The organism is Pantoea sp. YU22 (assembly GCF_003970755.1).
Lineage (GTDB): Bacteria > Pseudomonadota > Gammaproteobacteria > Enterobacterales > Enterobacteriaceae > Pantoea > Pantoea piersonii.
The window spans coordinates 19,641-43,156 of the sequence record NZ_RYDU01000002.1 but is presented as its reverse complement, the minus strand read 5'-3'; the positions used below and the strand labels follow the sequence as shown (position 1 = coordinate 43,156).

Below are 23,516 nucleotides of genomic sequence, written 5' to 3'. Positions count from 1 at the left end.
GGAAGTTCTAAGTTTATAGCTTCCGCTCATCAGGAAGCCGCCAGCGGTGCGGCGCTGCATCTCGCCGCGTCTGGCAAGCTGTGATACTCTCCTGCGAATCGCTACCCGCTCAGGTCTGAGCGGGTTCTCTCTGTTCATCCGCTGCTGAGGATGGACGATCCCTTTAAAATCAACGAGAAGTACAGGTTTTGAAACATACTGTTGAAGTGATGATTTCCGAAGAGGCGATCGCAACGCGCATTGCCGAACTGGGTAAAGAGATTTCCGAGCGCTATCGCGACAGCGGCAGCGAGATGGTGCTGGTCGGGCTGCTGCGCGGCTCCTTTATGTTTATGGCCGATCTCTGCCGCGCCGTCGAGGTGCCCCATGAAGTCGATTTTATGACCGCCTCCAGCTACGGCAGCGGCATGTCCAGCTCACGTGACGTGAAAATCCTGAAGGATCTCGACGAAGATATTCGCGGCAAAGATGTGCTGATTGTGGAAGATATCATCGACTCCGGCAACACGCTGAGCAAGGTGCGCGAGATCCTGCGTCTGCGCGAGCCGAAATCCCTCGCCATCTGCACGCTGCTGGATAAGCCCGAGCGTCGTGAAGTCGACGTGAAGGTAGAATATGTCGGCTTCGCCATTCCTGACGAGTTCGTGGTCGGCTTCGGTATCGACTACGCCCAGCGCTATCGTCATCTGCCCTATATCGGCAAAGTGGTGCCGCTCGAATCCTGAGCCTGACCGCACAATCTTCCAAGGCTGACTGCGTCGGCCTGGTGTAGGCTGTGCTCCGGTTCAGGAGTTCAGCCTTCACCTCCGCAAAAAAGTGTCCATCCAGGAAGATTTTACGCTCAGGGTGGCTCATCATAAGTAGCAACGTTGCGGCGACATCGCGTCAGCCAGCGACTCGCTATGTCCATCGCGACACACCGACATTAAAACAGGATATGGATTCGGAATGACTTATGCACTGGAACTTTCCCGGCTGACCAAGACCTATTCCGGCGGCGTACAGGCGCTGAAAGGCATAGATCTTAACGTCGAAGCCGGCGATTTTTATGCGCTGCTGGGGCCAAACGGCGCAGGTAAATCCACCACTATCGGCATTATCAGTTCGCTGGTAAACAAATCAGGCGGCAGCGTGCGCGTGTTCGGTTACGACCTTGAGAAAGACGTCGTCAATGCCAAACGCCAGCTCGGCCTGGTGCCGCAGGAGTTTAACTTCAACCCCTTTGAGACCGTGCTGCAGATTGTGGTCAACCAGGCGGGCTATTACGGTGTTGAGCGCCGCGAGGCGCAGCAGCTCGCGGAGAAGTATCTGACGCAGCTCGATCTCTGGGGTAAACGCAACGAGCGCGCGCGGATGCTCTCCGGCGGTATGAAGCGCCGTCTGATGATCGCACGCGCGCTGATGCACGAGCCGAAACTGCTGATCCTCGACGAACCGACGGCGGGTGTGGATATTGAGCTTCGTCGCTCTATGTGGACCTTCCTCAAGGAGCTGAATGAAAAGGGCACCACTATTATTCTGACGACGCACTATCTTGAAGAGGCGGAAATGCTGTGTCGCAACATCGGCATTATCCAGAGCGGCGAGCTGGTAGAGAACACCTCAATGAAAGGGCTGCTGGCCAAACTGCAGTCGGAAACCTTTATTCTCGATCTCGCGCCGGGCAGCGCGCCGCCGACGCTGGAAGGGTTTCAGTATCGTCTGGTGGATGCCTCGACGCTGGAAGTCGAAGTGATGCGCGAGCAGGGCCTGAACAGCGTTTTCGGCCAGCTCAGCGCGCAGGGCGTGCAGGTACTGAGCATGCGTAATAAAGCGAACCGTCTGGAAGAGCTGTTTGTCAGCCTGGTGCAGGGCAAAGGAGTGAAAGCATGACACATTTGTACTGGGTGGCGCTGAAGAGTATCTGGGCCAAGGAGATCAACCGTTTTGCCCGCATCTGGATCCAGACGCTGGTGCCGCCGGTGATCACCATGACGCTCTATTTTATTATTTTCGGCAACCTGATCGGTTCGCGCATCGGCGATATGCACGGCTTCAGCTATATGCAGTTTATCGTGCCGGGCCTGATTATGATGGCAGTGATCACCAACGCCTACGCTAACGTCGCCTCGTCGTTCTTCAGCGCCAAGTTTCAGCGCAATATTGAAGAGCTGCTGGTGGCGCCGGTGCCGACGCATATTATCATCGCCGGTTATGTCGGCGGCGGTGTGGCGCGCGGTCTCTGCGTTGGGATACTGGTTACGGCGATTTCGCTGTTTTTCGTGCCGTTCCACGTCCACTCCTGGTCGATGGTGGCGCTGACGCTGCTGCTGACGGCAATTCTTTTTTCGCTGGCCGGTCTGCTGAATGCGGTGTTTGCACGTACCTTTGACGATATCAGCCTGATCCCGACTTTCGTGCTGACGCCGCTGACCTATCTGGGCGGGGTGTTCTATTCGCTGACGCTGCTGCCGCCCTTCTGGCAGGCGGTATCGAAGCTCAACCCTGTAGTCTATATGATTAGCGGTTTCCGCTTCGGCTTCCTCGGCATTAATGATGTGCCGCTGGTCTTTACCCTGTCGGTGCTGATCGCCTTTATCCTGGTGTTTTATATTCTGGTCTACACGCTGATCCAGCGCGGACGCGGCCTGCGCACCTGATAAGCAAAGAAGCAGCCAGAGGGCTGCTTCAGTTTAGCGCTGAGAGAGGGGGCGGGTAACAGGGTCGATCGCAAAGTCGCTCAAGGCATCTTTGCTCGCTCGTCCCGCGCTATCCACGGTGCGGGGCGCTTTGCTCTTCGGCCCCGGTTACCCACGCTTCAGCATTGAGACGTCTGGAATAGCGTCTTTGCGAGCGGGCCATGCCGCTCGCGCAGGCGCCATGTCCAACCGTGCTTTCCGCTACGCGCGTTAAACTCAGGCAACCTGCACCGGCAGCGCTTTCGCCAGACGCTTCATCTCATTCTCGCCTTCGAAATAGGCGACTTTCGGCTGCCACTGGCGCGCTTCCGCATCCTCAACCTGCACGTAAGAACAGATAATCAGGATATCGCCTTCGCAGGCGCAGCGCGCCGCCGCGCCGTTCACCGAAATAATTTTCGAGCCGCGTTCGGCGGCGATAGCGTAGGTGGAAAAACGCTGCCCGTTGGTGACGTTATAGATATCAATGGCTTCATATTGCAGGATGCCGGACGCGTCGAGAAAATCCTGATCGATGGCGCAGGAACCTTCATAGTGCAAATCCGCCTGGGTCACTTTCACGCGGTGCAGCTTGCCCTGTAAAACGGTACGAATCATAACCGAAAGACCTTATTGTTCTGCCTGAAAACGACCTCGCTTACTGCGTAAGGTCGACCTGTTGATTATCAATAAGACGCGCTTTGCCCAGCCATGCCGCCATCAGGATCACCGCGCGTCGGCTCTCTACCGTCAGCGGCTCCAGCGTGTCGGCGTCGCAAATCGCAAGCCCGTCCGGGCGCAACCCTTTCTCGCTGAGTTCCGCTTCGGCGGCCTCGATAATCTCTTCGATATGGCGTTCGCCATTGGCGAGGCGCGCCGCCATGCCGTTCATCACCTGCGCCAGCGCGGGCGCGAGCTGACGCTCGTCGGCGCTGAGATAGCCATTGCGCGAGCTGAGCGCCAGGCCGTCTTTGGCGCGCACCGTTGGCACGCCGACAATCTCAATGTCAAAGCCCATATCCGCGACCATCTTGCGGATAATTGCCAGCTGCTGAAAATCCTTCTCGCCGAAACAGGCGATATCGGGCTGCACCAGATTAAACAGCTTGCTGACGATAGTGGCGACGCCGCGAAAATGGCCGGGACGGCTTGCGCCTTCCAGCAGCGACGAGAGGCCGGGCACCTCGACGAAGGTCTGATTCTCCAGCCCATGAGGGTAAACTTCCGCGGGCGCAGGCGCGAACACCACATCGACGCTGCGGCGGTTAAGCTTCTCGCAGTCCTCCTGCAGCGTACGGGGATAGCGCGCCAGATCGTCGGCGCGATCGAACTGCATCGGGTTGACGAAAATCGAGACCACAACGATATCGCCGCGCTCGCGCGCTTCATCGACCAGCGTCAGATGACCGTCATGCAGATTGCCCATGGTCGGCACTAGCGCGATACGTTTTCCTTCCTGCCGCCAGCGGCGAATTTCACGACGCAACATCGGCAGCGTTTCAATGATCAGCACGGTAAGGCTCCTGAATTACTGGAAACTGTGTTCAGCCGCAGGATAGGTTCCCGCTTCGACTTCGGCGATATAGTGACGGATAGCAGCGCGCATGTCGCCCGCCTCGGCGAGAAAGTTTTTCGCAAATTTCGGGATATGGCCGCCGGTAATGCCGAAGGCGTCATGCATCACCAGAATCTGGCCGTCAGTGACGTTGCCCGCGCCGATGCCAATGACCGGGATGGTCAGCGCCTGGGTAATGCGCTGCGCCAGCGAGACCGGCACGCACTCCAGCACCATCAGCTGCGCGCCTGCGGCTTCCAGCGCCAGCGCGTCGGCCAGCAGCCGTTCGGCGGCCGCCTCGTCGCGGCCCTGCACCTTATAGCCGCCGAAGATATTCACCGACTGCGGCGTCAGGCCGAGATGGCCGCACACCGGAACCGCGCGTTCGGTCAGCATACGCACCGTCTCCGCCAGCCATTCGCCGCCCTCCAGCTTCACCATATTGGCACCGGCGCGCATCAGCTGTGCCGCGCTGTCAAAGGTTTGCTGCGGCGTGGCGTAACTCATAAAGGGCAGGTCAGCCATGACCAGCGCCTGCGGCGCACCGCGGCGTACGGCGGCGGTGTGGTAGGCGATATCGGCGACGGTCACCGGCAGCGTGGAGTCATGGCCCTGAACGGTCATGCCGAGCGAATCGCCGATCAGCATCACCTGAATGCCTTCATCGGCGAACAGACGGGCAAAGCTGAAATCGTAGGCGGTCAGGGTGGCGAACTTACGTCCGCTCGCTTTCCACTGACGCAGATGAGAAATAGTGGTGGGTTTCATTGCGCTCTCAACTCAGGTATTTCAGATGGGCGCAGTGTACTGGATAGCAGGGGAGAGCGGAATCTCCCGCGATCAATCTATGCGGCGGTCAGCCGTGCCAGAAGCGAATGGCGCTGGTGTCGAGCCCGGTCAGCAGGTTGCGCAGCGGGCGCCCGTCCGGTAGCGCCGCGTCGGGCGCAATCTCCAGCAGCGGTACCAGCATAAAGGCGCGGTTGTGCATATCATAGTGCGGCACGATCAGGCGCGGCGTATGCAGGCGCTGCTGGCCGAAGAGCAGAATATCGATATCGAGGGTGCGCGGCCCCCAGCGTTCCGCTTTGCGCACGCGGCCGTGCTCAAGCTCGATACGCTGGGTATGATCCAGCAGGGCTTCCGGCGCGAGAGCGGTCTCCAGCGCAACCGCCGCGTTCAGATAATCCGGCTGATCCGGCGGACCGTAAGGCGGCGTGCGGTAGAGAGAAGAGGTGGCGACGCGCGTGGTATCGGGCAGCCCGTCCAGCGCGCGCAGCGCCGCGTCGACCTGATGCAGGGGATCGGCAAGATTGCTGCCGAGCGCCAGGTAGACGCGGGTCACGAGGCGTTCTGACTGTCGCGGCGCGGCGCAGTGGGACGACGGCGCGGACGACGCGTTTTGCGGCGCGGCGCCGGATCGTCGCCCAGCGTATTGAGCATGGTTTTCTGCTGCGTCGGCGCGGCGGCCTGGAACTCGCCCCACCAGTGGCTCAGGCGGATCAGCTCCGGGTTGTTCTCGACTTCGGCGCGCAGCGCCAGCAGATCGTAGGCGGCGCGGAACTTCGGATGCTCCATCAGCTTCCAGGCGCGTTTGCCGTGGCGGCGCGACATGCGCAGCTGCAGCTGCCAGATATCCCGGATGAGCGTCGTGATGCGTTTCGGGATCGCCAGCGCGCGGCAGGCTTCATCCAGCGTATCGTTCATCGCCATCGCAAAGGCGTCGAAATAGGTCAGGCCACTCTCCTGAGCGATGCGCTGCGCGGCTTCGAGCTGCGGATACCAGAACATCGCCGCAAACAGGAAGGCTGGATTAACGCGCATATCGTTATGGATGCGGTTGTCGGTGTTTTTCAGCACCTGCGCCACCATACGCTCCATATAACTGTCGCCTTCGTCGGTGAAGTTACGCGTAATGGTCGGGAACAGTGGCTGGAACAGCTGGAATTCACGCAGCTTGACATAGGTGCTGTAGCCGTAGCCCGCCTGCAGCAGCTTCAGCGACTCTTCGAACAGACGCGCCGGCGGAATATCGCGCAGCAGCGTGGCGAGACGCGGGATCGGCTCGGCGGTTTCCGCCGCGATCGACATATCCAGCTTAGCGGCGAAGCGCACCACGCGCAGCATGCGCACCGGATCTTCGCGGTAGCGCGTCTCTGGATCGCCAATCAGGCGAATAATGCCCTGCTGCAGATCCTGCAGGCCGCCTACGTAGTCGCGCACCGTAAAATCGGCGACGTTGTAATAGAGGCTGTTGATCGTCAGGTCGCGACGCTGCGCATCGTCTTCGATGCTGCCGAAGATATTGTCGCGCAGCAGCATGCCGCTCTGGGCGCGCTGCGACAGATTGCGATCCTCTTCAACATCCTCTTCGGCCTGATGATGGCCGCGGAAAGTCGCGACTTCAATCACTTCGGGACCGAACATAACGTGCGCCAGACGGAAGCGACGCCCGACCAGACGACAGTTGCGGAACAGCTTACGCATCTGTTCTGGCGTGGCGTTGGTGGTGATGTCAAAGTCCTTGGGCTTTTTACCCAGCAGCAGGTCGCGAACGCCACCGCCCACCAGATAGGCTTCATAGCCCGCTTTATTCAGGCGGTAGAGCACCTTCAGGGCATTTTCGCTAATGTCTTTGCGCGAGATGTTATGGCTCTCACGAGGGATAATGGTCATCTGATGACGCTCAGTTTCAACCTCGACGGGCGCCTCCTCATCACGCATGAGGACTTTCCGGCAAAAATTAGCAACTCGGGTAAAAATGGGACACCTCGACAGCGACGTAAAGTGGTGTAAATAAAATCAGCGGCTAATCATAGCCTGTTGCGATTCATTTAGGAATGGTGTTGTCGGCTCAGCCGGTTTCAGGGCGTTCTCATGGGGTATCAAAGCGATATTCCACTGTGAGACCGCGCTTTCCAGCAGTTTCTCCTGCGTTTCGTCGCGCCATTCCGCCGCCACAGGCTGTCCCAGAAAGCGAAGCGCCTGCACCAGCAGCGGTCGCGGGTCGCCTGCGGGCAGCGAAGGCGCATGATTCTGCTTCGACAGTTTATTGCCGTCGGGATTGATCGCCAGCGGCAAATGCAGCCAGTCAGGCGTCGGCCAGCCGAACTGCTGATAAAGCGCTATCTGCCGCACCGTGGGCTCAATTAAATCCGCGCCGCGCACGATCTCCGTTACGCCCTGAAAATGGTCATCGACCACCACGGCAAGGTTGTAAGCGAACAGGCCATCGCGCCGATGAATAATAAAATCTTCCTGGGCCAGACGCACATCCACGTTCACGATGCCGCGCAGCCGATCGTCAAAGCTGAAAACCGGCGCGTGCTGACGTAAACGCAGCGCGGCGTTTTCCGGCCCCAGATGGCGATCGCGGCAGTGACCGTCGTAAAACCCGCCAATCTGCTGGATGCGGCGACGCGTACAGGTACAGTAATAACTCTGACGATGCGTCTGCAGCCACGCCAGCGCCTCGCGATAGGCTTCATGGCGCTGCGACTGCCACAGCACCTCGCCGTCCCAGTGCAGGCCGTAATGCTCCAGCTGATGCAGAATGCGCGTGGCGGCGCCTGCGACTTCGCGCGGCGGATCGATATCTTCGATGCGTACCAGCCAGCGGCCTTTTTGCGCGCGCGCGCTGAGATAGCTGCCAAGCGCGGCAATCAGCGAGCCGAAATGAAGATCGCCAGAAGGAGAGGGAGCGAAACGCCCGATACAGGGAAGCGTGGACATAGGCATTAAAAGTCACCGCACAGCGGAACAACAGCGTGCTCTTCCGCAGTGCGGTGATAGAGGCATGGCATTAGCCAGCCATCTGTTTCTCGCGGATTTCAGCCAGCGTCTTGCAGTCGATGCAAAGATCGGCGGTCGGACGCGCTTCCAGACGGCGGATGCCGATCTCCACGCCGCAGGACTCGCAGTAGCCGAAGTCGTCATCTTCGACTTTCTTCAGCGTCTTCTCGATCTTTTTGATCAGCTTACGCTCGCGGTCGCGGTTACGCAGTTCAAGGCTGAATTCCTCTTCCTGCGCGGCACGGTCAACCGGATCCGGGAAGTTCGCCGCTTCGTCCTGCATATGCGAGACGGTACGGTCAACTTCATCACGCAGCTGATTGCGCCAGGCTTCCAGAATCTTGCGAAAATGTTGCAGCTGGGCTTCATTCATATACTCTTCGCCCGGCTTCTCCTGGTATGGCTCCACCCCAGCGATGGCGAGAATACTCAGGGACGATGTTTTACGGTTTTGCCCTTCTTGCATGTTGTTTCTCCTGGATAACACGCACTATACCTTTTGTGGTTCAGCGCCAGCGATTAGGCGTCAGGCGGTTGAGTGTAGTCATTACGCTACATTTTGCCTGCCGGGTTTCGCCGCGTTGCCGCAAACGGGTACATCGATCCCCCTACGGGGAAAAACAGGCCGCTATAAATAACAGAAGCAGTCAAGGTTGGCAATTATTCATGATCGCACCTTGACAAGCCTGTGAGGAACAGCGTATTTGGCGCCGCGCGTTAAACATTCATAACACAACAATTTGCAAAAGATATTACAAGCTTACGGCAACCGGCTTTTTCAGAAACACGCCTGCCGGTGATAAATCTGCGCGATACGCCAAAATCTCTACGCCATCCTGCTGCGCCTGGACCAGTTGGTCTGCGTAACGTGCGTCAATGTGACGCGCGGGGGAGACGTCCTCAATCCCCGAGTGCAGAACCGCAAACAACAAAACAGCCCGATGACCGGCAGCCGCGACGGCGCTTAGCTCGCGCAGATGCTTCTGGCCTCGGACCGTCACCGCATCCGGAAAATAGCCTTTTCCTTGATGTAAAAGGGTCACGGACTTGACTTCAATATAGCAGTTGCGTCTGCCGCCTGCCTGAAGCAGGAAGTCGATTCGGCTCTTTTCCGCGCCATATTTGACTTCAGCCTGGCAGGCGTCGTAGCCGGACAAGGGCGCAATGACGTCTGCCGCCAGCGCCTCTTTCACCAGCTGGTTGGCGCGCAGTGTGTTAACGCAGATCCAGTGGCCCTGCTGCGTTTCGGTCAGCTCCCAGCTGTGCGGGTATTTGCGCGTCAGGCTGTCGGAGGTGGAGTACCACACTCTGTCGCCTGGCGTGGCGCAGCCGGTCATCGCGCCGGTATTGGCGCAGTGAATGGTCAGGGTTTCCCCTTCCGGCGTCACCACGTCGGCAAGAAAACGCTTATAGCGGGCGATCAGTCGGGCGGGCTTTAACGGCGGTGAAAACAGCATAGCGCTCCAGAATCAGGTCAGCGGCCAGCTCGCCAGCGCCTGGTAGCGCGTGCGGCCCCGCGCGTACTGCGACGAAAACAGCGAAAAATGGTCGACGCGAAAGCGCCAGTGGAAGCCGCGCGGCGGCAGCGCGATGCGCGCTGCTGCGTCGCGCAGCAGCGTAACGTGCGGATGAAAAGGTTGGGCGCTCTGCGCGCAGCCGTGGCGCGCCGCCTGGGCCCGCAGCAGATCGGCGAGCTGCAGCAGACCGCGTGGCGGCCGCTGGCAGCCGAGCCACACCACGCGGGGACGCGGCCAGTGGCCGGCGTCGTCCAGATCGAGATCGAAGGCGGGCTGCTGAATACGCGCGGCCAGCTGTTGCAGCTTTTGCGCGGTCTCGCTTTTCACCTCGCCGAGAAAGGCGAGCGTCAGGTGCAGGTTGGCCGCAACAACAGGGCGGCCGGCGTCGTCGGCGAAGTTATCGGCGCGCCAGCGCACCAGCTGCTGCTGCAGCGCGTCAGGCAGCCCGATGCCAAAAAACAGGCGTTGCGTCTCCATGGCGGTCTCCGGCAATCCTCGCGGATGAATGCTACAATGCGCGCCATCTTAACACAGGCTGAACGGGAGTTTGCCGTGAGTGATTTACCGGTCAGCGCCGTGCTGCCCGACCTGCTGCAGGCGCTCGACGCGGCGCCGCAAATTCTGCTGGCGGCCCCGACCGGCGCGGGCAAGTCGACCTGGCTGCCGCTGCAGCTGCTGCAGCGGGCGAATCTGTCGGGCCGCATTATTATGCTGGAGCCGCGTCGGCTGGCGGCGCGCAACGTGGCGCAACGTCTGGCGGAGCAGCTTGGCGAGCAGCCCGGCGAAACCGTCGGCTACCGCATGCGCGGCGAAAACTGCGTCGGCCCGGCTACCCGGCTGGAAGTGGTGACGGAGGGCATTCTGACGCGCATGCTGCAGCGCGATCCTGAACTCAGCGGCGTGTCGCTGGTGATCCTCGATGAGTTCCACGAGCGCAGCCTGCAGGCGGATCTGGCGCTGGCGCTGCTGCTCGACGTACAGCAAGGGCTGCGCGACGATCTGAAAATCCTGCTGATGTCGGCGACGCTGGATAACGCGCGCCTCTCGGCGCTGCTGCCCGACGCGCCGCTGATTGTCTCCGAAGGGCGCAGTTTCCCGGTGACGCGCCGTTTTGCCTCGCTCAGCGCAACGCTGCGCTTTGAAGAGGCGGTGGCGCGCGAAACGGCGCAGCTGCTGCGCGAAGAGAGCGGCTCGCTGCTCCTGTTCCTGCCCGGCGTGGCGGAGATTGAGCGGGTTAAACGCGAGCTGGAATCGCGCGTGGCGGAGGATGTCGACCTCACGCCGCTCTATGGCGCGCTGCCGCTGGCGACACAGCGCCGCGCAATTCTGCCTGCGCCGCCCGGCCGCCGCAAAGTGGTGCTCGCCACCAATATCGCTGAAACCAGTCTTACTATCGAAGGCATCCGTCTGGTGGTGGATAGCGCGCTGGAGCGCACGGCGCAGTTTGACGCGCGCAGCGGCGTGACGCGGCTGCTGACCCAGCGTATCAGCCAGGCGTCGATGACGCAGCGCGCCGGCCGCGCCGGTCGTCTGATGCCCGGCATCTGTCTGCATCTGATCGCCGAAGAACAGGCGTCGCGCGCCGCCGCGCAGAGCGAGCCGGAGATCGCGCACAGCGACCTCGCCGCGCTCTGGATGGAGCTGTTGCAGTGGGGCTGCAACCAGCCGGACCAGCTTACCTGGCTCGACCTGCCACCAGAAAAACATCTGCGCGCGGCGCGGCAACTGCTTGCCCGCCTTGGCGCGCTGGATGAGAGCGGCAAGCTGAGCGCGCAGGGACGACGCATGGCGCAGCTCGGCGGCGAGCCGCGTCTGAGCGCGATGCTGTGCGCCGCCGGGCAGGATCCTGATGCGGCCGCCAGCGCCGCGCTGCTGGTGGCGGTTCTTGAGGATCCGCCGCGCAGCGGCACGCCCGATCTGCGTGACGCGCTGCACCGTCCGCAGCCGCAATGGCAGCGGCGCGCAAAGCAGTGGCAGTCACGGCTCGGCGTCAGCGGCGGCCGCGTCGATGAAGACCGCTTTCCTGCGCTGCTGGCGGCGGGCTTCGGCGATCGGCTGGCGCGACGTCGCGATAACGGCGGCCGCTATCAGCTCGCCAACGGCCTGGGGGCGATGCTCGATTCGCAAGAGGGGCTGAACCGCTACGAATGGCTGATCGCACCCGCTTTGCTGCAGGGCAGCGCGACGCCGGACGCACGCATGCTGCTGGCGCTGCCGGTTGATATCGACGCGCTGCGCCAGGCGCGCCCGGAGCTGGTGGAAGTGCGCACCGAAGTCGAATGGGACGAAGAGAAAGGCACGCTGCGCGCGCTGCGTCGCGAACAGGCTGGCGTACTGGTGTTAAAGGCGCAGCCGATGGCGCGTCCGCAGCCTGAGGTGCTGCACGCGGCGATGCTGCGCTGGGTCGCGCAAAAGGGTCTGGCAGTGCTGGGCTGGAGCGAGGCAGCGGAACAGCTGCGCGTGCGGCTGCAGTGCGCGGCGCAGTGGTTGCCGGAGGAGACATGGCCCGCCGTAGATGATGAAACGCTGCTGGCGACGCTCGATGTGTGGCTACTGCCGGAGATGGGCGCGGTGCGCGATCTGAAATCGTTGCAGGCGGTTAACCTTGTCAGCGCGCTATTACATTTGCTCACATGGTCACAACGCCAGCGGCTGGATAGTGCGCTGCCAACTCATTACACTGTGCCGACCGGAAGCCGACTGCCCATTCGCTACCATGCCGACAAACCGCCCGCGCTGGCGGTGCGCATTCAGGAGATGTTTGGCGAGGCGAGCAATCCCGCCGTGGCGGAAGGGCGCGTGCCGCTGGTGCTGGAGCTGTTATCGCCCGCGCAGCGTCCGTTGCAGATAACCCGCGACCTGGCCGCCTTCTGGCGCGGCGCGTATCCGGAGGTGCAAAAAGAGATGAAAGGGCGCTATCCCCGACATCCCTGGCCCGACGATCCGGCCAGCGCCTTGCCCACAAGGCGCACCAAAAAATATTCCCCGCAAGGTTGAGCCAGCTGGATCGATTTCAGAGGGTTCCGCCATGCGGAAGAGGTAAAAGCCGCTAGAGTATCGGCGCAGCCAACGTAATGCCTGGAGAATGAAACCAATGTCTGGGAACGATCGCGAACCCATTGGGCGCAAAGGAAAACAGCCCAAGCCGCCGCGTAACGCTACGCGCCGGGGTCGCCGCAGGGATGAAGACGATTTTGATAATGATGATTTTGATGATGAGGTTGAGGAGAAAGCGCCTGTGCCGCGTAAAAGTAAAGGAAAGCGTCCGCCGCGCGGGAAGCGTCGCTGGTTAAGTTGGCTTATCAGGCTGTTCCTTGTGTTTGTGGTCGTCATGGCCGTCTGGGGTGTTTACCTCGACTCTGAGATCCGCGCCCGCATCGACGGAAAAGTGTGGCAGCTACCCGCGACCGTTTATGGCCGCATGGTCAGCCTGGAACCAGGCATGGCCTACAACAAAAAAGAGATGATTGCGCTGCTGGAAGGCACGCAGTATCGCGAGGTGTCGCGTATTACGCGTCCCGGCGAGTTCTCGGTAAAAGGCAACACCATCGATCTGCTGCGCCGTCCGTTTGATTTCCCGGACAGCAAAGAGGGTCAGGTGCACGCGCAAATGGTGTTCGACGGCGATGAGCTGGGCGAAATTAAAAATATCGATTCCGGTCGTGATTTTGGCTTCTTCCGCCTCGATCCGCGCCTGATCACCATGTTGCAGTCACCGAACGGCGAACAGCGCCTGTTTGTGCCGCGCGCCGGTTTCCCGGATCTGCTGGTCGACACGCTGATCGCCACCGAAGATCGTCATTTCTACGAGCATGACGGCATCAGCCCTTATTCTATCGGCCGCGCCTTCCTCGCCAATATCACCGCCGGGAAAGCGGTGCAGGGCGGCAGTACGCTGACGCAGCAGCTGGTGAAAAACCTGTTCCTGACCAACGAGCGCTCGCTGTGGCGTAAAGCGCGTGAAGCCTATATGGCGGTCATTATGGATGCGCGTTACAGCAAGGATCGCATTCTGGAGCTCTACCTGAACGAGGTCTATCTCGGCCAGGCGGGCAACGACCAGATCCGCGGCTTCCCGCTGGCGAGCCTCTACTATTTTGGCCGTCCGGTCGACGAGCTGAGCCTCGATCAGCAGGCGATGCTGGTGGGCATGGTGAAAGGCGCCTCGCTCTATAACCCGTGGCGTAATCCGAAACTGGCGCTGGAGCGACGCAATCTGGTGCTGCGTCTGCTGCAGCAGCAGAAGGTGATCGATCAGGAGCTGTACGACATGCTTTCAGCGCGTCCGCTCGGCGTACAGCCGAAGGGCGGCGTGATCACGCCGCAGCCCGCCTTTATGCAGATGGTGCGCAACGAGCTGCAGGCGAAGCTGGGCGATAAGGTGAAGGATCTCTCGGGCGTGAAGATCTTCACCACGCTCGATCCGGTATCGCAGGACGCAGCGGAAAAAGCGGTGCTTGACGGTATCCCGGCGCTGAAAAAACAGCGTGGCCTGAAAGATCTGGAAACCGCGATGGTGGTAGTCGACCGCTTCAGCGGCGAAGTGCGCGCCATGGTAGGCGGCGCGGATCCGCAGTTCGCTGGCTACAACCGCGCGCTGCAGGCGCGTCGCTCTATCGGCTCGCTGGCGAAACCGGCCACCTATCTGACCGCGCTCAGCCAGCCGAACACCTATCGTCTTAACAGCTGGATCGCCGATGAACCTATCGCGCTGAAACAGCCGAACGGCAGCGTCTGGAAACCGATGAACGACGATCGTCGCTTCAGCGGCAAGGTGATGCTGGTGGATGCGCTGACCAACTCCATGAACGTGCCGACGGTAAACCTCGGTATGACGCTGGGGCTGGACGCGGTGGTGGATACCTGGACCAAGCTGGGCGTGCCGAAAGATCAGCTTAACCCGGTGCCAGCGATGCTGCTCGGCGCGCTGAACCTGACGCCGATTGAAGTGGCGCAGGCGTTCCAGTCGATCGCCAGCGGCGGCAACCGCGCGCCGCTCTCGGCGGTGCGTTCCGTTATCGCGGAAGACGGCACCGTGCTCTATCAGAGCTTCCCGCAGGCGCAGCGCGTAGAGCCAGCGCAGGCTGCCTATCTGACGCTCTACACGATGCAGCAGGTAGCCGATCACGGTACGGCGCGGGCGCTGGGCGCGCGTTATCCCAAGGCGCATCTGGCAGGCAAAACCGGCACCACTAACGACCTGATCGACAGCTGGTTTGCTGGTGTTGACGGCAAAGAGGTCGCCATTACCTGGGTGGGCCGCGACAATAACCAGCCGAGCAAGCTGTACGGCGCAAGCGGCGCGATGCAGATCTATCGTCGCTACCTGGACAACCAGGCGCCAATGCCGCTGGTGCTGACGCCGCCGGAAGATGTCTCCATGATGAACATCGACTCAGCGGGTAATTTCGTCTGCGGCAACGGCAGCAGCACCTGGCGTTCGCTGCCGGTGTGGGCGCTCGATCCCGACGCGCTCTGCCAGCAACAGCAGCAGCTGTTCCAGCAGCAGCAGCAGCAGTTGCAGGAGCAGCAGAACCAGCAGCAAAATCAACAGCAGATGCAGCAGCAGCAACAACAGCCGCAGCAGCAGAAAGAGAGCGACGGCGTCGCTGGCTGGATTAAAGATATGTTCGGCGGTAACTAAAACGTCGGTTAAAAAGGGCGCTACGGCGCCCTTTTTTTGTGCCTGATCAATACTGCGCGAATGCCCGCCAGACGGCGCTGCGCGCGGGATTATCCCTTGCAGAGAAGTAAGAGTTTCGCCTAAAATCCATTCGGCATAATAATCATTCTCGTTTCCATTCGCCTGCCCACTATATTATTCAAGAGACACTATTATGAATGCGCGAACGACTTTTCCTTGTTACCTGCGCGGCGCGCTTGCTCGCCGTCCGCTGGCTTTGAGCATTGCCGTCATTTTGGGCTCAGTAAGCGCCTCCGCGCTGGCTGAGGAGACGCTGGTGGTTTCGTCGGATGCTGCCTCTGCCGCGGCGCAGGAGAGCGCATGGGGCCCGGCGCCGACCATCGCCGCCAGACAGAGCGCCACCGGCACCAAAACCGATACGCCGATTGAGAAAAACCCGCAGTCGGTTTCGGTGGTGACGCGCGAAGAGATGGAAAAGCGTCAGGTAACATCGGTAAAAGAGGCGTTCAATTACACGCCGGGCGTCCTGACCGGCAACCGCGGCAGCTCGCAGGTGATCGATGCGCTGTCGATTCGCGGCTTTAGCGAAACCAACACCAACCAGTATCTTGACGGCCTGAAGCTGCAGGGCGACAACTATTCCGAATTCGCTATCGATCCTTACTTCCTGGAGCGCGCCGAGCTGCTGCGCGGCCCGGTTTCAGTGCTCTACGGCAAGAGCAATCCCGGCGGCGTAGTGGCGCTGGTGAGCAAGCGTCCGACACAGGAAACGCTGCGCGAAGTGCAGTTCCAGATGGGCAGCGACAACCTTTTCTCTACCGGGTTCGATTTCGGCGGCTCGCTGGATGACGATGGCGTCTACAGCTACCGCCTGACCGGCCTTGCGCGCAGCGCCGACGCGCAGCAGGAGCGGAATAAAGAGAAACGCTACACCATTGCGCCCTCGTTCAGCTGGCGTCCGGACGAAAATACCCGCTTCGACCTGCTGACCTATTTCCAGAACGAGCCGGAAACCGGCTATTACGGCTGGCTGCCGCGTCAGGGCACGGTGGTGCCAATCAGACGCGCGGACGGCAGCGAATACAAGCTGCCGACTAATTTTGATGAAGGCGAAGAGAGCAACAAAATCTCGCGCAACACCAAAATGGTGGGTTACAACTTCGAGCACAGCTTCAACGAGACCTGGACGGTACGTCAGAACCTGCGCTACGCCGATCTGCGCACCGACTATCGCAGCATTTACGGCAACGGCTTTGATGCCGCTACCCAGACCATTACGCGTGGTTCGGCGGTCTCTGAGGAAGAGCTGAATCAGTTCGCCGTCGATACCCAGGCGCAGGCTAAATTCGCCACCGGCGCGCTGGACCATACGCTGCTGCTGGGCGTCGATTTCCAGCGCACGCGTAACGATATCAATGCGCAATTTGGCACCGCCAGCAGCCTGAACGCCGTTAACCCGCACTATGGCGATGAGAGCGTTACGCCGTTCGCTCCTTTCCAGCACCTTAATAAACAGCGTCAGACCGGCCTTTATGCGCAGGATCAGATGGCGTGGAACCGCTGGGTGCTGACGCTGGGCGGCCGCTACGATTACGCCATGGCGTCAGTATACGATCGCTATAACGGAACCTTCGATCGCCAGAACGATCAGGCCTTTACCTGGCGCGGCGGCCTGAACTATGTGTTCGATAACGGTATCGCGCCCTACTTCAGCTACAGCGAAGCCTTTATTCCCAACTCTGGTTCTACCTACGCAGGTCAGGCCTTTGATCCTTCACGCGCAAAACAGTATGAAGCGGGCGTGAAATATGTGCCGAAAGATCGCCCGATCACAATGACCGCTGCGGTTTATCAGCTGACCAAAACTAAAAATCTGACGGCCGATCCCGACACGGTAAACCATCCGAACGGCAGCGTGCAGAGCGGCGAAATTCGCTCGCGCGGCGTAGAGCTGGAGGCGAAAGCGGCAGTTAACGCTAATATCGACCTGACGGCTGCCTACACCTACACCGACGCGGAATATACCCACGATACGCAGCTGAAAGGCCGCACGCCGGTGCAGGTGCCAAAGCATATGGCGTCGCTGTGGGCGGATTATACCTTCCATGAGACCGCGCTCTCCGGCGTCACTGTCGGTGCAGGCGTGCGTTACGTCGGCGAAAGCAAAGGCCTTTACAGTAGCGGTACGCAAAACAACCAGAACTTCGATGTCGCTGGCTACACCACGGTCGATGCGACGCTGAAATATGATCTGGGTCGTTTCGGTCTGCCGGGCTCGTCAGTGGGCGTCAACGTGAAAAACCTGTTTGACCGCGACTATGTGGCCAGCTGTTACCGCGACTACGCCTGCTACTGGGGCGCAGAGCGACAAATCATCGGCACCGCCACTTTCCGTTTCTGATGCAACCGGGCGCCGCGGCGCCCGTTTAACCTGGGATGACCATGCAGCCTCCGCACGACGCAGCCACTTTTACGCTGGATAATGTCAGCTTTCACGTGCCCGGCCGCACGCTGCTGCATCCGCTCTCATTAACCTTTCCGCCTGGCAAAGTCACCGCGCTTATCGGCCATAACGGCTCCGGCAAATCCACGCTGTTAAAAATGCTGGGACGACACCAGACCGCCAGCGAGGGACGCGTACTGCTCAACGGTACGCCGGTCGAAGCCTGGAACAGTAAAGCCTTTGCGCGCGAGGTCGCCTATCTGCCGCAGCAGCTGCCCGCCGCCGAAGGCATGACGGTGCGCGAGCTGGTGGCGATTGGCCGCTACCCGTGGCATGGCGCGCTGGGCCGTTTTCGCCAGGAAGATCGCGTTCGGGTGGAGGAGGCGATCGCGCAGGTCGGGCTGAAGCCGCTCGCTGCTCGCCTGGTGGACAGCCTCTCCGGCGGCGAGCGTCAGCGCGCCTGGCTGGCGATGCTGGTGGCGCAGAACAGCCGCTGTCTGCTGCTGGATGAACCGACGTCGGCGCTGGATATCGCCCATCAGGTCGAGGTGCTGGCGCTGATCCAGCGTCTCAGCCGCGAACGCGGCCTGACGGTCATCGCCGTACTGCACGATATCAACATGGCCGCGCGCTACTGCGACCATCTGGTCGCGCTGCGCGGCGGCAAAATTATCGCTGAAGGCGCGCCGGAGGCCATTATGCAGCCCGACGTGCTGGGCGCGATTTACGGTATTCCTATGGGCATTCTGCCGCATCCCCAGGGCGGGGCGGCGGTTAGTTTTGTCTACTGAGGGGTTGAGCATGGAGATCACGCGTCGTCGTCTGCTGGCGGCACTGGCTGTCTCGCCCTGGCTGAGCGCCTTGCCGCTGCGCGCCGCGACCCTGCCTGAGCAGCGCATTATTGCGCTGGAGTGGCTGCCGACCGAACTGCTGCTGGCACTCGGCGTCGCGCCGCTGGCCGTTGCTGATACCCGCAACTACAACGTCTGGGTCGGCCAGCCGCCGCTGCCGCCGCATACGGTGGACGTAGGGCTGCGCACCGAACCCAATCTGGAGCTGATGACTCAGCTGCAGCCGTCGCTAATCCTCTGTTCAAACGGCTACGGACCGTCGCCGGAAAAACTCCAGCGCATCGCGCCGATCATGGGCTTCGATCTTAACCGCGGCGACGGCAAACCGCTCTCTGCCGCGCGCGATTCGCTGCGCGCGCTGGCGGCGCGTATCGGTCGTGAAGCGGAGGCGGAGGCGCATCTGCAGCAGCTGGATCAAGCGCTGGCCGCCGCGCGTCAGCGGCTTGCGTCCCATGCGAAGCGCCCGGTGTTGCTGATGTCGCTGATGAACAGCCGTCATGCGCTGGTCTTCGGCAAAAACAGCCTGTTTCTGGAAGTGATGGAGCAGCTTGGACTGACCAACGCGTGGCAGGGCGAAACCAACTTCTGGGGCAGTGCGGTCACGGGCATCGAACGGCTGGCGTATTTGCGTGACGCAGAGGCCATCTGCTTCGATCATGATAACGACGGCGATATGGCGCAGCTCGGGCGCAGCCCGCTGTGGCAGGCGCTGCCGTTTGTTCGTGCCGGACGCTTTCAGCGGGTTCCGGCGGTGTGGTACTACGGCGCGACGCTGTCGGCGCTGCATTTTGTTCGCGTGCTGGAACGCGCGCTGGAGACGCGCTGATGCGCCATCGTTATTTTCCTGCCGCGCTGCTGAGTCTGCTGTTTGTGCTGGCGCTGCTGCTGAGCATTATTAATCTGCGCGCGGCGCTGCCGTCGGCGCAATGGTCGCAGGGTCTGCTGTCGCCGGATCAGAACAACATCGAGCAGATGCTGTTTCACTATAGCCTGCTGCCGCGGCTCGGTCTGGCGCTGCTGGTCGGCGCCGGGCTGGGGCTGGCGGGGCTGCTGTTTCAGCAGGCGCTGCGCAACCCGCTGGCGGAGCCGACGACGCTGGGCGTCTCGTCCGGTGCGCAGCTCGGTATTACCGTCGCCACGCTGTGGCAGCTGCCGGGCGGCGCGGCGACGTCGCAGCTGGCGGCGCTGATCGGCGCGCTGGCGGTGGGCGCGGTGGTGTTCGGCGTCGCCTGGGGCAAACGGCTGTCGCCGGTCACGCTGATCCTCTCCGGGCTGGTGCTGAGCCTCTACAGCGGCGCGGTGAACCAGATCTTCGCCATATTCAATCACGACCAGCTGCAGAATATGTTCCTGTGGAGTACCGGCACGCTGAACCAGATGGGCTGGGAGAACGTCAGTCTGCTCTGGCCGCGTCTGCTGCTCGCCTTTGTGCTGGCGCTGGCGCTGCTGCGTCCGCTGACGCTGATGGGGCTGGATGACGGCGTAGCGAAGAACCTCGGCCTGGCGCTGGCAATGGCGCGCGTCGGCACGCTGGCGCTGGCGATCCTGCTCAGCGCGCAGCTGGTGAGCGTGGCGGGCATTATCGGCTTTATCGGTCTGTTCGCGCCGCTGCTGGCGAAGCTGCTGGGGGCGCGTCGGTTGTTAAGCCGCATGCTACTGGCGCCGCTGATCGGCGCGCTGCTGCTGTGGCTGGCGGATGCCGGCGTGCTGTGGCTCACCGCGCACTGGCGCGAACTCTCCACCGGCACGCTGACCGCCCTGACGGGCGTGCCGCTGCTGCTCTGGCTGCTGCCGCGCCTGCGCACCGGCTCGGTGCCGCCCGCGCTCGACAGCGGTGATAAGGTGCCGGCTGAGCGCCACGCGGTGCTGCGCTGGGCGCTACTCGGTCTTGCGCTGCTTGCGCTGCTGGCGTGGGCCGCGCTCGCCTTCGGTCGCGATGCGCACGGCTGGCTATGGTCGAGCGGCGAGCTTTTCCACCAGCTGCTGCCGTGGCGCGCGCCGCGTCTGCTGGCGGCGCTGGCGGTGGGGCTGATGCTCGGCGTGGCGGGCAGTCTGATCCAGCGCCTGACCGGCAATCCCATGGCGAGCCCGGAAGTGCTGGGTATCAGCTCCGGCGCGGCGTTCGGCGTGGTAGTGATGCTGTTTTTCGTGCCGGGCGACGCGCTGGCGTTTTTGCTGCCGGCGGGCGCGCTGGGCGCTGCGGGAACGCTGCTGCTGATTATGCTGGTGGCGAGTCGCGGCGGCTTTTCGCCGGAGCGTATGCTGCTGGCGGGGATGGCTCTTAACAGCGCCTTCGTTACGCTGCTGATGCTGCTGCTGGCGAGCGGCGATCCGCGCATGGGCGGCCTGCTGAGCTGGATTTCCGGTTCGACCTATAACGTCAGCGAAAAGGCGGCGCTGCAGAGCGCCGTGTTGGCGCTGGTGCTGACGGCGCTGGCGCCGCTCGCCAGCCGCTGGCTGACGCTGCTGCCGTTGGGTTCCGCTACGGCGCGCTCGGCGGGCATGGCGCTGAACGCCTCGCGTCTGGCGCTGCTGCTGCTGGCGGCCGCGCTGACTGCCGCCGCGACGCTGACGATCGGTCCGCTGAGCTTTATCGGCCTGATGGCGCCGCATATCGCGCGTATGCTTGGCTTCCGTCGCGCGCTGCCGCAGATGACGATGGCGGGGCTGTTTGGCGCGGGCCTGATGCTGCTGGCCGACTGGTGCGGACGTATGCTGGCGTTCCCGGATCAGATACCGGCGGGACTGATGGCGACCTTTCTCGGCGCGCCTTACTTTATCTGGCTATTAAGACGTTCCCGGTAAAAGCTTTTCACAGGCGGCGTTCGCGTTGACCTCTTTTCCGCCAGCAAAAAAAAGACCGGCATCTGCCGGTCTTTTACTTACTCTCTTTTTTACAGCTTCGCAAAACAGCGACGCGCGGCGTCAACGGTGCGCTCGATATCTTCAGCGCTGTGCGCCAGCGACATAAAGCCCGCTTCGAAGGCGGAAGGGGCAAGGTAAACGCCCTCTTCAAGCATTAGATGGAAGAAGCGCTTAAAGCGCTCTACGTCGCACTTCGTCACGTCGGCGTAGCAGGTAACGCTGTCGGCTTCGGTGAAGAAAATACCGAACATGCCGCCAACGTGATTCACCACCAGCGGAATATTTTCCGCCTGCGCCGCCGCCAGCAGGCCCTGTGCCAGCTGCGTGGTGCGCTCGGTCAGCGTCTGGTGGGTGCCCGGCTGAGCAATCTGCGTCAGGCAGGCGAAACCGGCCGCCATCGCAATCGGGTTGCCGGAGAGCGTGCCCGCCTGGTAGACCGGGCCGGTCGGGGCCAGCGCGTCCATCACTTCGCGGCGTCCGCCAAAGGCGCCTACCGGCATGCCGCCGCCGATAATCTTGCCGAGACAGGTGAGATCCGGACGCACATTGTAATACTCCTGCGCGCCGCCCAGCGCGACGCGGAAGCCGGTCATCACTTCGTCGATGATCAGCAGCGCGCCAAACTCGTCGCACAGCGCGCGCAGGCCAGGCAGGAACGCCGGAAGCGGCGGAATGCAGTTCATATTGCCCGCGACTGGCTCGACGATGATACAGGCGATATCATCCGGATACTGCTCAAACGCGGCGCGCACGGAGTCGAGATCGTTATAGGTGCAGGTCAGGGTATGTCTGGCGAAATCGGCCGGCACGCCAGGGGAGTTAGGCTGGCCAAGCGTCAGCGCGCCGGAGCCCGCTTTCACCAGCAGGCAGTCGGCGTGGCCGTGGTAGCAGCCTTCAAATTTAATGATCTTGTCGCGGCCGGTAAAACCGCGCGCCAGACGAATGGCGCTCATGGTCGCTTCGGTGCCGGAGTTAACCATACGCACCATATCCATGCTTGGCACCAGCTCGCACACCAGCTGCGCCATTTTCACTTCCATCTCGGTAGGCGCGCCGAAGCTCAGGCCGCGCGCTGCGGCTTCAATTACCGCGTTGCGGATCTCGACGTTGTTGTGGCCCAGCACCATCGGTCCCCATGAACCGACATAGTCGATATAGGCTTTGCCGTCGGCGTCATACAGGCAGGCGCCGTCGGCGCGCTCGATGAACAGCGGCGTGCCGCCTACGCCGTTAAACGCGCGCACCGGCGAGTTAACGCCGCCGGGGATCAGGCGTTGCGCTTCGGCAAACAGGTTTTCGGACTTACTCATTTATTCGGCTCCAGCGGTTCATAAAAAATCTCGCGCCATTCTACGGGAAGATAACGACATGAAGAAAGGGCGGAAAGGGCGCGCTATACTTACCTTAGCTGAAGGCCGGAGGCACACAGTGCGAAGGGCAAAACTTGATTGCGCTATCGCGCTGGCAGATAATACGGCAATTGAGGTCGTTTTATGACCTGGACGTTTACCGGAGTATGAGATGAGTGATGATGTTGCAGCACTGCCGTTACAGTTTACCGATGCGGCGGCCAGCAAGGTAAAAAACCTGATTGCCGACGAAGAGAATCCCGATCTGAAACTGCGCGTCTATATCACCGGCGGCGGTTGCAGCGGCTTCCAGTATGGTTTCACCTTTGACGATAAAATGAATGACGGCGACATGACCATTGAGAAGCAGGGCGTGGCGCTGGTGGTGGATCCCATGAGCCTGCAGTACCTGGTCGGCGGCTCGGTGGATTATACCGAAGGTCTGGAAGGATCGCGTTTCATCGTGACCAACCCTAACGCCAAAACCACCTGCGGCTGCGGCTCCTCCTTCAGCATCTGATGCAAAAAGGCCGTCTTACGACGGCCTTTTCATTACCATTCAACGGTTATCAGCTTCGCCGTTTCCTTACGCATCGTATCCTTTTTTAGCACGCTTTCCGTCACGCGCGGCTGCGCGTTAGTGCGGCGACCGCAATCGATCTGCGGCAGCGCCCGTTGCGGCTGGCTGTTAATTTCACAGCGCGAAAAGATAATGAGCTGAACGCCTATCGTTCCCGTGGTCGACGCAGTCGCAAAGGGCGCGACGATCGCGATCGCGAAGGCCAGCAGCAAGGCTCTGGTCATGTTGGATTCCTGGTGTAGCAAAAATGCGCGGCGCGCATAAAA

At 61.3% G+C, this 23,516-nt stretch carries 21 protein-coding genes; 10 read left to right on the top strand and 11 right to left on the bottom strand.

Annotation, left to right across the window (positions count from 1 at the left end):
• Window positions 1-188 precede the first annotated feature (188 nt).
• The 3 genes from hpt to EKL29_RS04645 all read left to right on the top strand — a co-directional run bounded on the left by hpt (window position 189) and on the right by EKL29_RS04645 (window position 2,639).
• Window positions 189-725 (top strand): hypoxanthine phosphoribosyltransferase, encoded by a 537-nt coding sequence (gene hpt / locus EKL29_RS04655; RefSeq protein ID WP_120455789.1) that lies wholly within the window; start codon window positions 189-191, stop codon window positions 723-725.
• A gap of 223 nt (window positions 726-948) precedes the next feature.
• Window positions 949-1,872 (top strand): ABC transporter ATP-binding protein, encoded by a 924-nt coding sequence (locus EKL29_RS04650; protein WP_126688995.1) that lies wholly within the window; start codon window positions 949-951, stop codon window positions 1,870-1,872.
• On the top strand, window positions 1,869-2,639 hold the full coding sequence (locus EKL29_RS04645; protein ID WP_120455792.1) for an ABC transporter permease: 771 nt from the start codon (window positions 1,869-1,871) through the stop codon (window positions 2,637-2,639). Before EKL29_RS04650 ends, EKL29_RS04645 begins: the two co-directional genes overlap by 4 nt.
• A gap of 255 nt (window positions 2,640-2,894) precedes the next feature.
• Here EKL29_RS04645 and panD read toward each other — a convergent pair whose 3' ends face one another.
• From panD to thpR, 9 genes are all read right to left on the bottom strand, one after another.
• Window positions 2,895-3,275, bottom strand: a complete 381-nt coding sequence (gene panD / locus EKL29_RS04640; RefSeq protein WP_120455794.1) for an aspartate 1-decarboxylase — start codon at window positions 3,273-3,275, stop codon at window positions 2,895-2,897.
• A 40-nt stretch (window positions 3,276-3,315) separates the two neighbouring features.
• Entirely contained in the window at window positions 3,316-4,170 is an 855-nt protein-coding gene (gene panC / locus EKL29_RS04635; protein ID WP_120455796.1) for a pantoate--beta-alanine ligase, read from the bottom strand.
• Between the two features lie 15 nt (window positions 4,171-4,185).
• The gene (gene panB, locus EKL29_RS04630) at window positions 4,186-4,980 is read right to left on the bottom strand and encodes a 3-methyl-2-oxobutanoate hydroxymethyltransferase (RefSeq protein ID WP_126688994.1); all 795 of its coding nucleotides are present in this window, start codon (window positions 4,978-4,980) and stop codon (window positions 4,186-4,188) included.
• Between the two features lie 88 nt (window positions 4,981-5,068).
• A complete protein-coding gene (gene folK / locus EKL29_RS04625; RefSeq protein WP_126688993.1) occupies window positions 5,069-5,554 on the bottom strand; it encodes a 2-amino-4-hydroxy-6-hydroxymethyldihydropteridine diphosphokinase in 486 nt (161 codons plus the stop codon).
• Window positions 5,551-6,972 (bottom strand): polynucleotide adenylyltransferase PcnB, encoded by a 1,422-nt coding sequence (gene pcnB / locus EKL29_RS04620; protein WP_205685230.1) that lies wholly within the window; start codon window positions 6,970-6,972, stop codon window positions 5,551-5,553. Before pcnB ends, folK begins: the two co-directional genes overlap by 4 nt.
• A 39-nt stretch (window positions 6,973-7,011) precedes the next feature.
• Window positions 7,012-7,941 (bottom strand): tRNA glutamyl-Q(34) synthetase GluQRS, encoded by a 930-nt coding sequence (gene gluQRS, locus EKL29_RS04615; protein ID WP_126689164.1) that lies wholly within the window; start codon window positions 7,939-7,941, stop codon window positions 7,012-7,014.
• A gap of 70 nt (window positions 7,942-8,011) precedes the next feature.
• Window positions 8,012-8,467 carry an RNA polymerase-binding protein DksA gene (gene dksA / locus EKL29_RS04610; protein WP_033749555.1) on the bottom strand — a complete coding sequence of 152 codons (456 nt, stop codon included), beginning with the start codon at window positions 8,465-8,467 and terminating at the stop codon, window positions 8,012-8,014.
• A gap of 286 nt (window positions 8,468-8,753) precedes the next feature.
• A complete protein-coding gene (gene sfsA / locus EKL29_RS04605; protein WP_120455803.1) occupies window positions 8,754-9,458 on the bottom strand; it encodes a DNA/RNA nuclease SfsA in 705 nt (234 codons plus the stop codon).
• Between the two features lie 12 nt (window positions 9,459-9,470).
• Window positions 9,471-9,995: an RNA 2',3'-cyclic phosphodiesterase gene (gene thpR / locus EKL29_RS04600; protein ID WP_126688992.1), complete on the bottom strand. Its 525-nt coding sequence runs from the start codon at window positions 9,993-9,995 to the stop codon at window positions 9,471-9,473.
• Window positions 9,996-10,031: 36 nt separating this feature from the next.
• Here thpR and hrpB point away from each other — a divergent pair, with 36 nt between their 5' ends.
• The 6 genes from hrpB to fhuB all read left to right on the top strand — a co-directional run bounded on the left by hrpB (window position 10,032) and on the right by fhuB (window position 21,261).
• On the top strand, window positions 10,032-12,515 hold the full coding sequence (hrpB, locus tag EKL29_RS04595; RefSeq protein ID WP_126688991.1) for an ATP-dependent helicase HrpB: 2,484 nt from the start codon (window positions 10,032-10,034) through the stop codon (window positions 12,513-12,515).
• A 97-nt stretch (window positions 12,516-12,612) separates the two neighbouring features.
• The gene (mrcB, locus tag EKL29_RS04590; protein ID WP_126688990.1) at window positions 12,613-15,162 is read left to right on the top strand and encodes a bifunctional glycosyl transferase/transpeptidase; all 2,550 of its coding nucleotides are present in this window, start codon (window positions 12,613-12,615) and stop codon (window positions 15,160-15,162) included.
• Between the two features lie 193 nt (window positions 15,163-15,355).
• Entirely contained in the window at window positions 15,356-17,563 is a 2,208-nt protein-coding gene (fhuA, locus tag EKL29_RS04585; protein ID WP_126688989.1) for a ferrichrome porin FhuA, read from the top strand.
• A 35-nt stretch (window positions 17,564-17,598) separates the two neighbouring features.
• Window positions 17,599-18,396 carry a Fe3+-hydroxamate ABC transporter ATP-binding protein FhuC gene (gene fhuC / locus EKL29_RS04580; protein WP_371315470.1) on the top strand — a complete coding sequence of 266 codons (798 nt, stop codon included), beginning with the start codon at window positions 17,599-17,601 and terminating at the stop codon, window positions 18,394-18,396.
• 10 nt (window positions 18,397-18,406) lie between these two features.
• Window positions 18,407-19,282, top strand: a complete 876-nt coding sequence (fhuD, locus tag EKL29_RS04575) for a Fe(3+)-hydroxamate ABC transporter substrate-binding protein FhuD (protein WP_126688988.1) — start codon at window positions 18,407-18,409, stop codon at window positions 19,280-19,282.
• The gene (fhuB, locus tag EKL29_RS04570) at window positions 19,282-21,261 is read left to right on the top strand and encodes a Fe(3+)-hydroxamate ABC transporter permease FhuB (RefSeq protein WP_126688987.1); all 1,980 of its coding nucleotides are present in this window, start codon (window positions 19,282-19,284) and stop codon (window positions 21,259-21,261) included. The genes fhuD and fhuB overlap by 1 nt, the downstream gene beginning before the upstream one ends.
• A gap of 89 nt (window positions 21,262-21,350) precedes the next feature.
• On the opposite strand, the gene hemL is transcribed toward fhuB, so the two are convergent.
• Window positions 21,351-22,631: a glutamate-1-semialdehyde 2,1-aminomutase gene (gene hemL, locus EKL29_RS04565; RefSeq protein WP_126688986.1), complete on the bottom strand. Its 1,281-nt coding sequence runs from the start codon at window positions 22,629-22,631 to the stop codon at window positions 21,351-21,353.
• A gap of 211 nt (window positions 22,632-22,842) precedes the next feature.
• Between hemL and erpA the strand changes: the two genes are divergently transcribed.
• Window positions 22,843-23,190 carry an iron-sulfur cluster insertion protein ErpA gene (erpA, locus tag EKL29_RS04560; RefSeq protein WP_033749565.1) on the top strand — a complete coding sequence of 116 codons (348 nt, stop codon included), beginning with the start codon at window positions 22,843-22,845 and terminating at the stop codon, window positions 23,188-23,190.
• Between the two features lie 32 nt (window positions 23,191-23,222).
• On the opposite strand, the gene EKL29_RS04555 is transcribed toward erpA, so the two are convergent.
• The gene (locus EKL29_RS04555; RefSeq protein ID WP_120455819.1) at window positions 23,223-23,474 is read right to left on the bottom strand and encodes a hypothetical protein; all 252 of its coding nucleotides are present in this window, start codon (window positions 23,472-23,474) and stop codon (window positions 23,223-23,225) included.
• Window positions 23,475-23,516 lie beyond the last annotated feature (42 nt).

Excerpts from the sequence above, each read along its gene's own strand:
- fhuD (WP_126688988.1), top strand. The coding sequence starts at position 18,407 with ATGGAGATCACGCGTCGTCGTCTGCTGGCGGCACTGGCTGTCTCGCCC.
- hemL (WP_126688986.1), bottom strand. The coding sequence starts at position 22,631 with ATGAGTAAGTCCGAAAACCTGTTTGCCGAAGCGCAACGCCTGATCCCC.
- fhuB (WP_126688987.1), top strand. The coding sequence starts at position 19,282 with ATGCGCCATCGTTATTTTCCTGCCGCGCTGCTGAGTCTGCTGTTTGTG.
- gluQRS (WP_126689164.1), bottom strand. The coding sequence starts at position 7,941 with ATGTCCACGCTTCCCTGTATCGGGCGTTTCGCTCCCTCTCCTTCTGGC.
- hrpB (WP_126688991.1), top strand. The coding sequence starts at position 10,032 with ATGCGCGCCATCTTAACACAGGCTGAACGGGAGTTTGCCGTGAGTGAT.
- EKL29_RS04555 (WP_120455819.1), bottom strand. The coding sequence starts at position 23,474 with ATGACCAGAGCCTTGCTGCTGGCCTTCGCGATCGCGATCGTCGCGCCC.
- fhuA (WP_126688989.1), top strand. The coding sequence starts at position 15,356 with ATGAATGCGCGAACGACTTTTCCTTGTTACCTGCGCGGCGCGCTTGCT.
- mrcB (WP_126688990.1), top strand. The coding sequence starts at position 12,613 with ATGTCTGGGAACGATCGCGAACCCATTGGGCGCAAAGGAAAACAGCCC.
- EKL29_RS04645 (WP_120455792.1), top strand. The coding sequence starts at position 1,869 with ATGACACATTTGTACTGGGTGGCGCTGAAGAGTATCTGGGCCAAGGAG.
- EKL29_RS04650 (WP_126688995.1), top strand. The coding sequence starts at position 949 with ATGACTTATGCACTGGAACTTTCCCGGCTGACCAAGACCTATTCCGGC.
- sfsA (WP_120455803.1), bottom strand. The coding sequence starts at position 9,458 with ATGCTGTTTTCACCGCCGTTAAAGCCCGCCCGACTGATCGCCCGCTAT.
- panD (WP_120455794.1), bottom strand. The coding sequence starts at position 3,275 with ATGATTCGTACCGTTTTACAGGGCAAGCTGCACCGCGTGAAAGTGACC.
- dksA (WP_033749555.1), bottom strand. The coding sequence starts at position 8,467 with ATGCAAGAAGGGCAAAACCGTAAAACATCGTCCCTGAGTATTCTCGCC.
- panB (WP_126688994.1), bottom strand. The coding sequence starts at position 4,980 with ATGAAACCCACCACTATTTCTCATCTGCGTCAGTGGAAAGCGAGCGGA.
- erpA (WP_033749565.1), top strand. The coding sequence starts at position 22,843 with ATGAGTGATGATGTTGCAGCACTGCCGTTACAGTTTACCGATGCGGCG.
- fhuC (WP_371315470.1), top strand. The coding sequence starts at position 17,599 with ATGACCATGCAGCCTCCGCACGACGCAGCCACTTTTACGCTGGATAAT.
- thpR (WP_126688992.1), bottom strand. The coding sequence starts at position 9,995 with ATGGAGACGCAACGCCTGTTTTTTGGCATCGGGCTGCCTGACGCGCTG.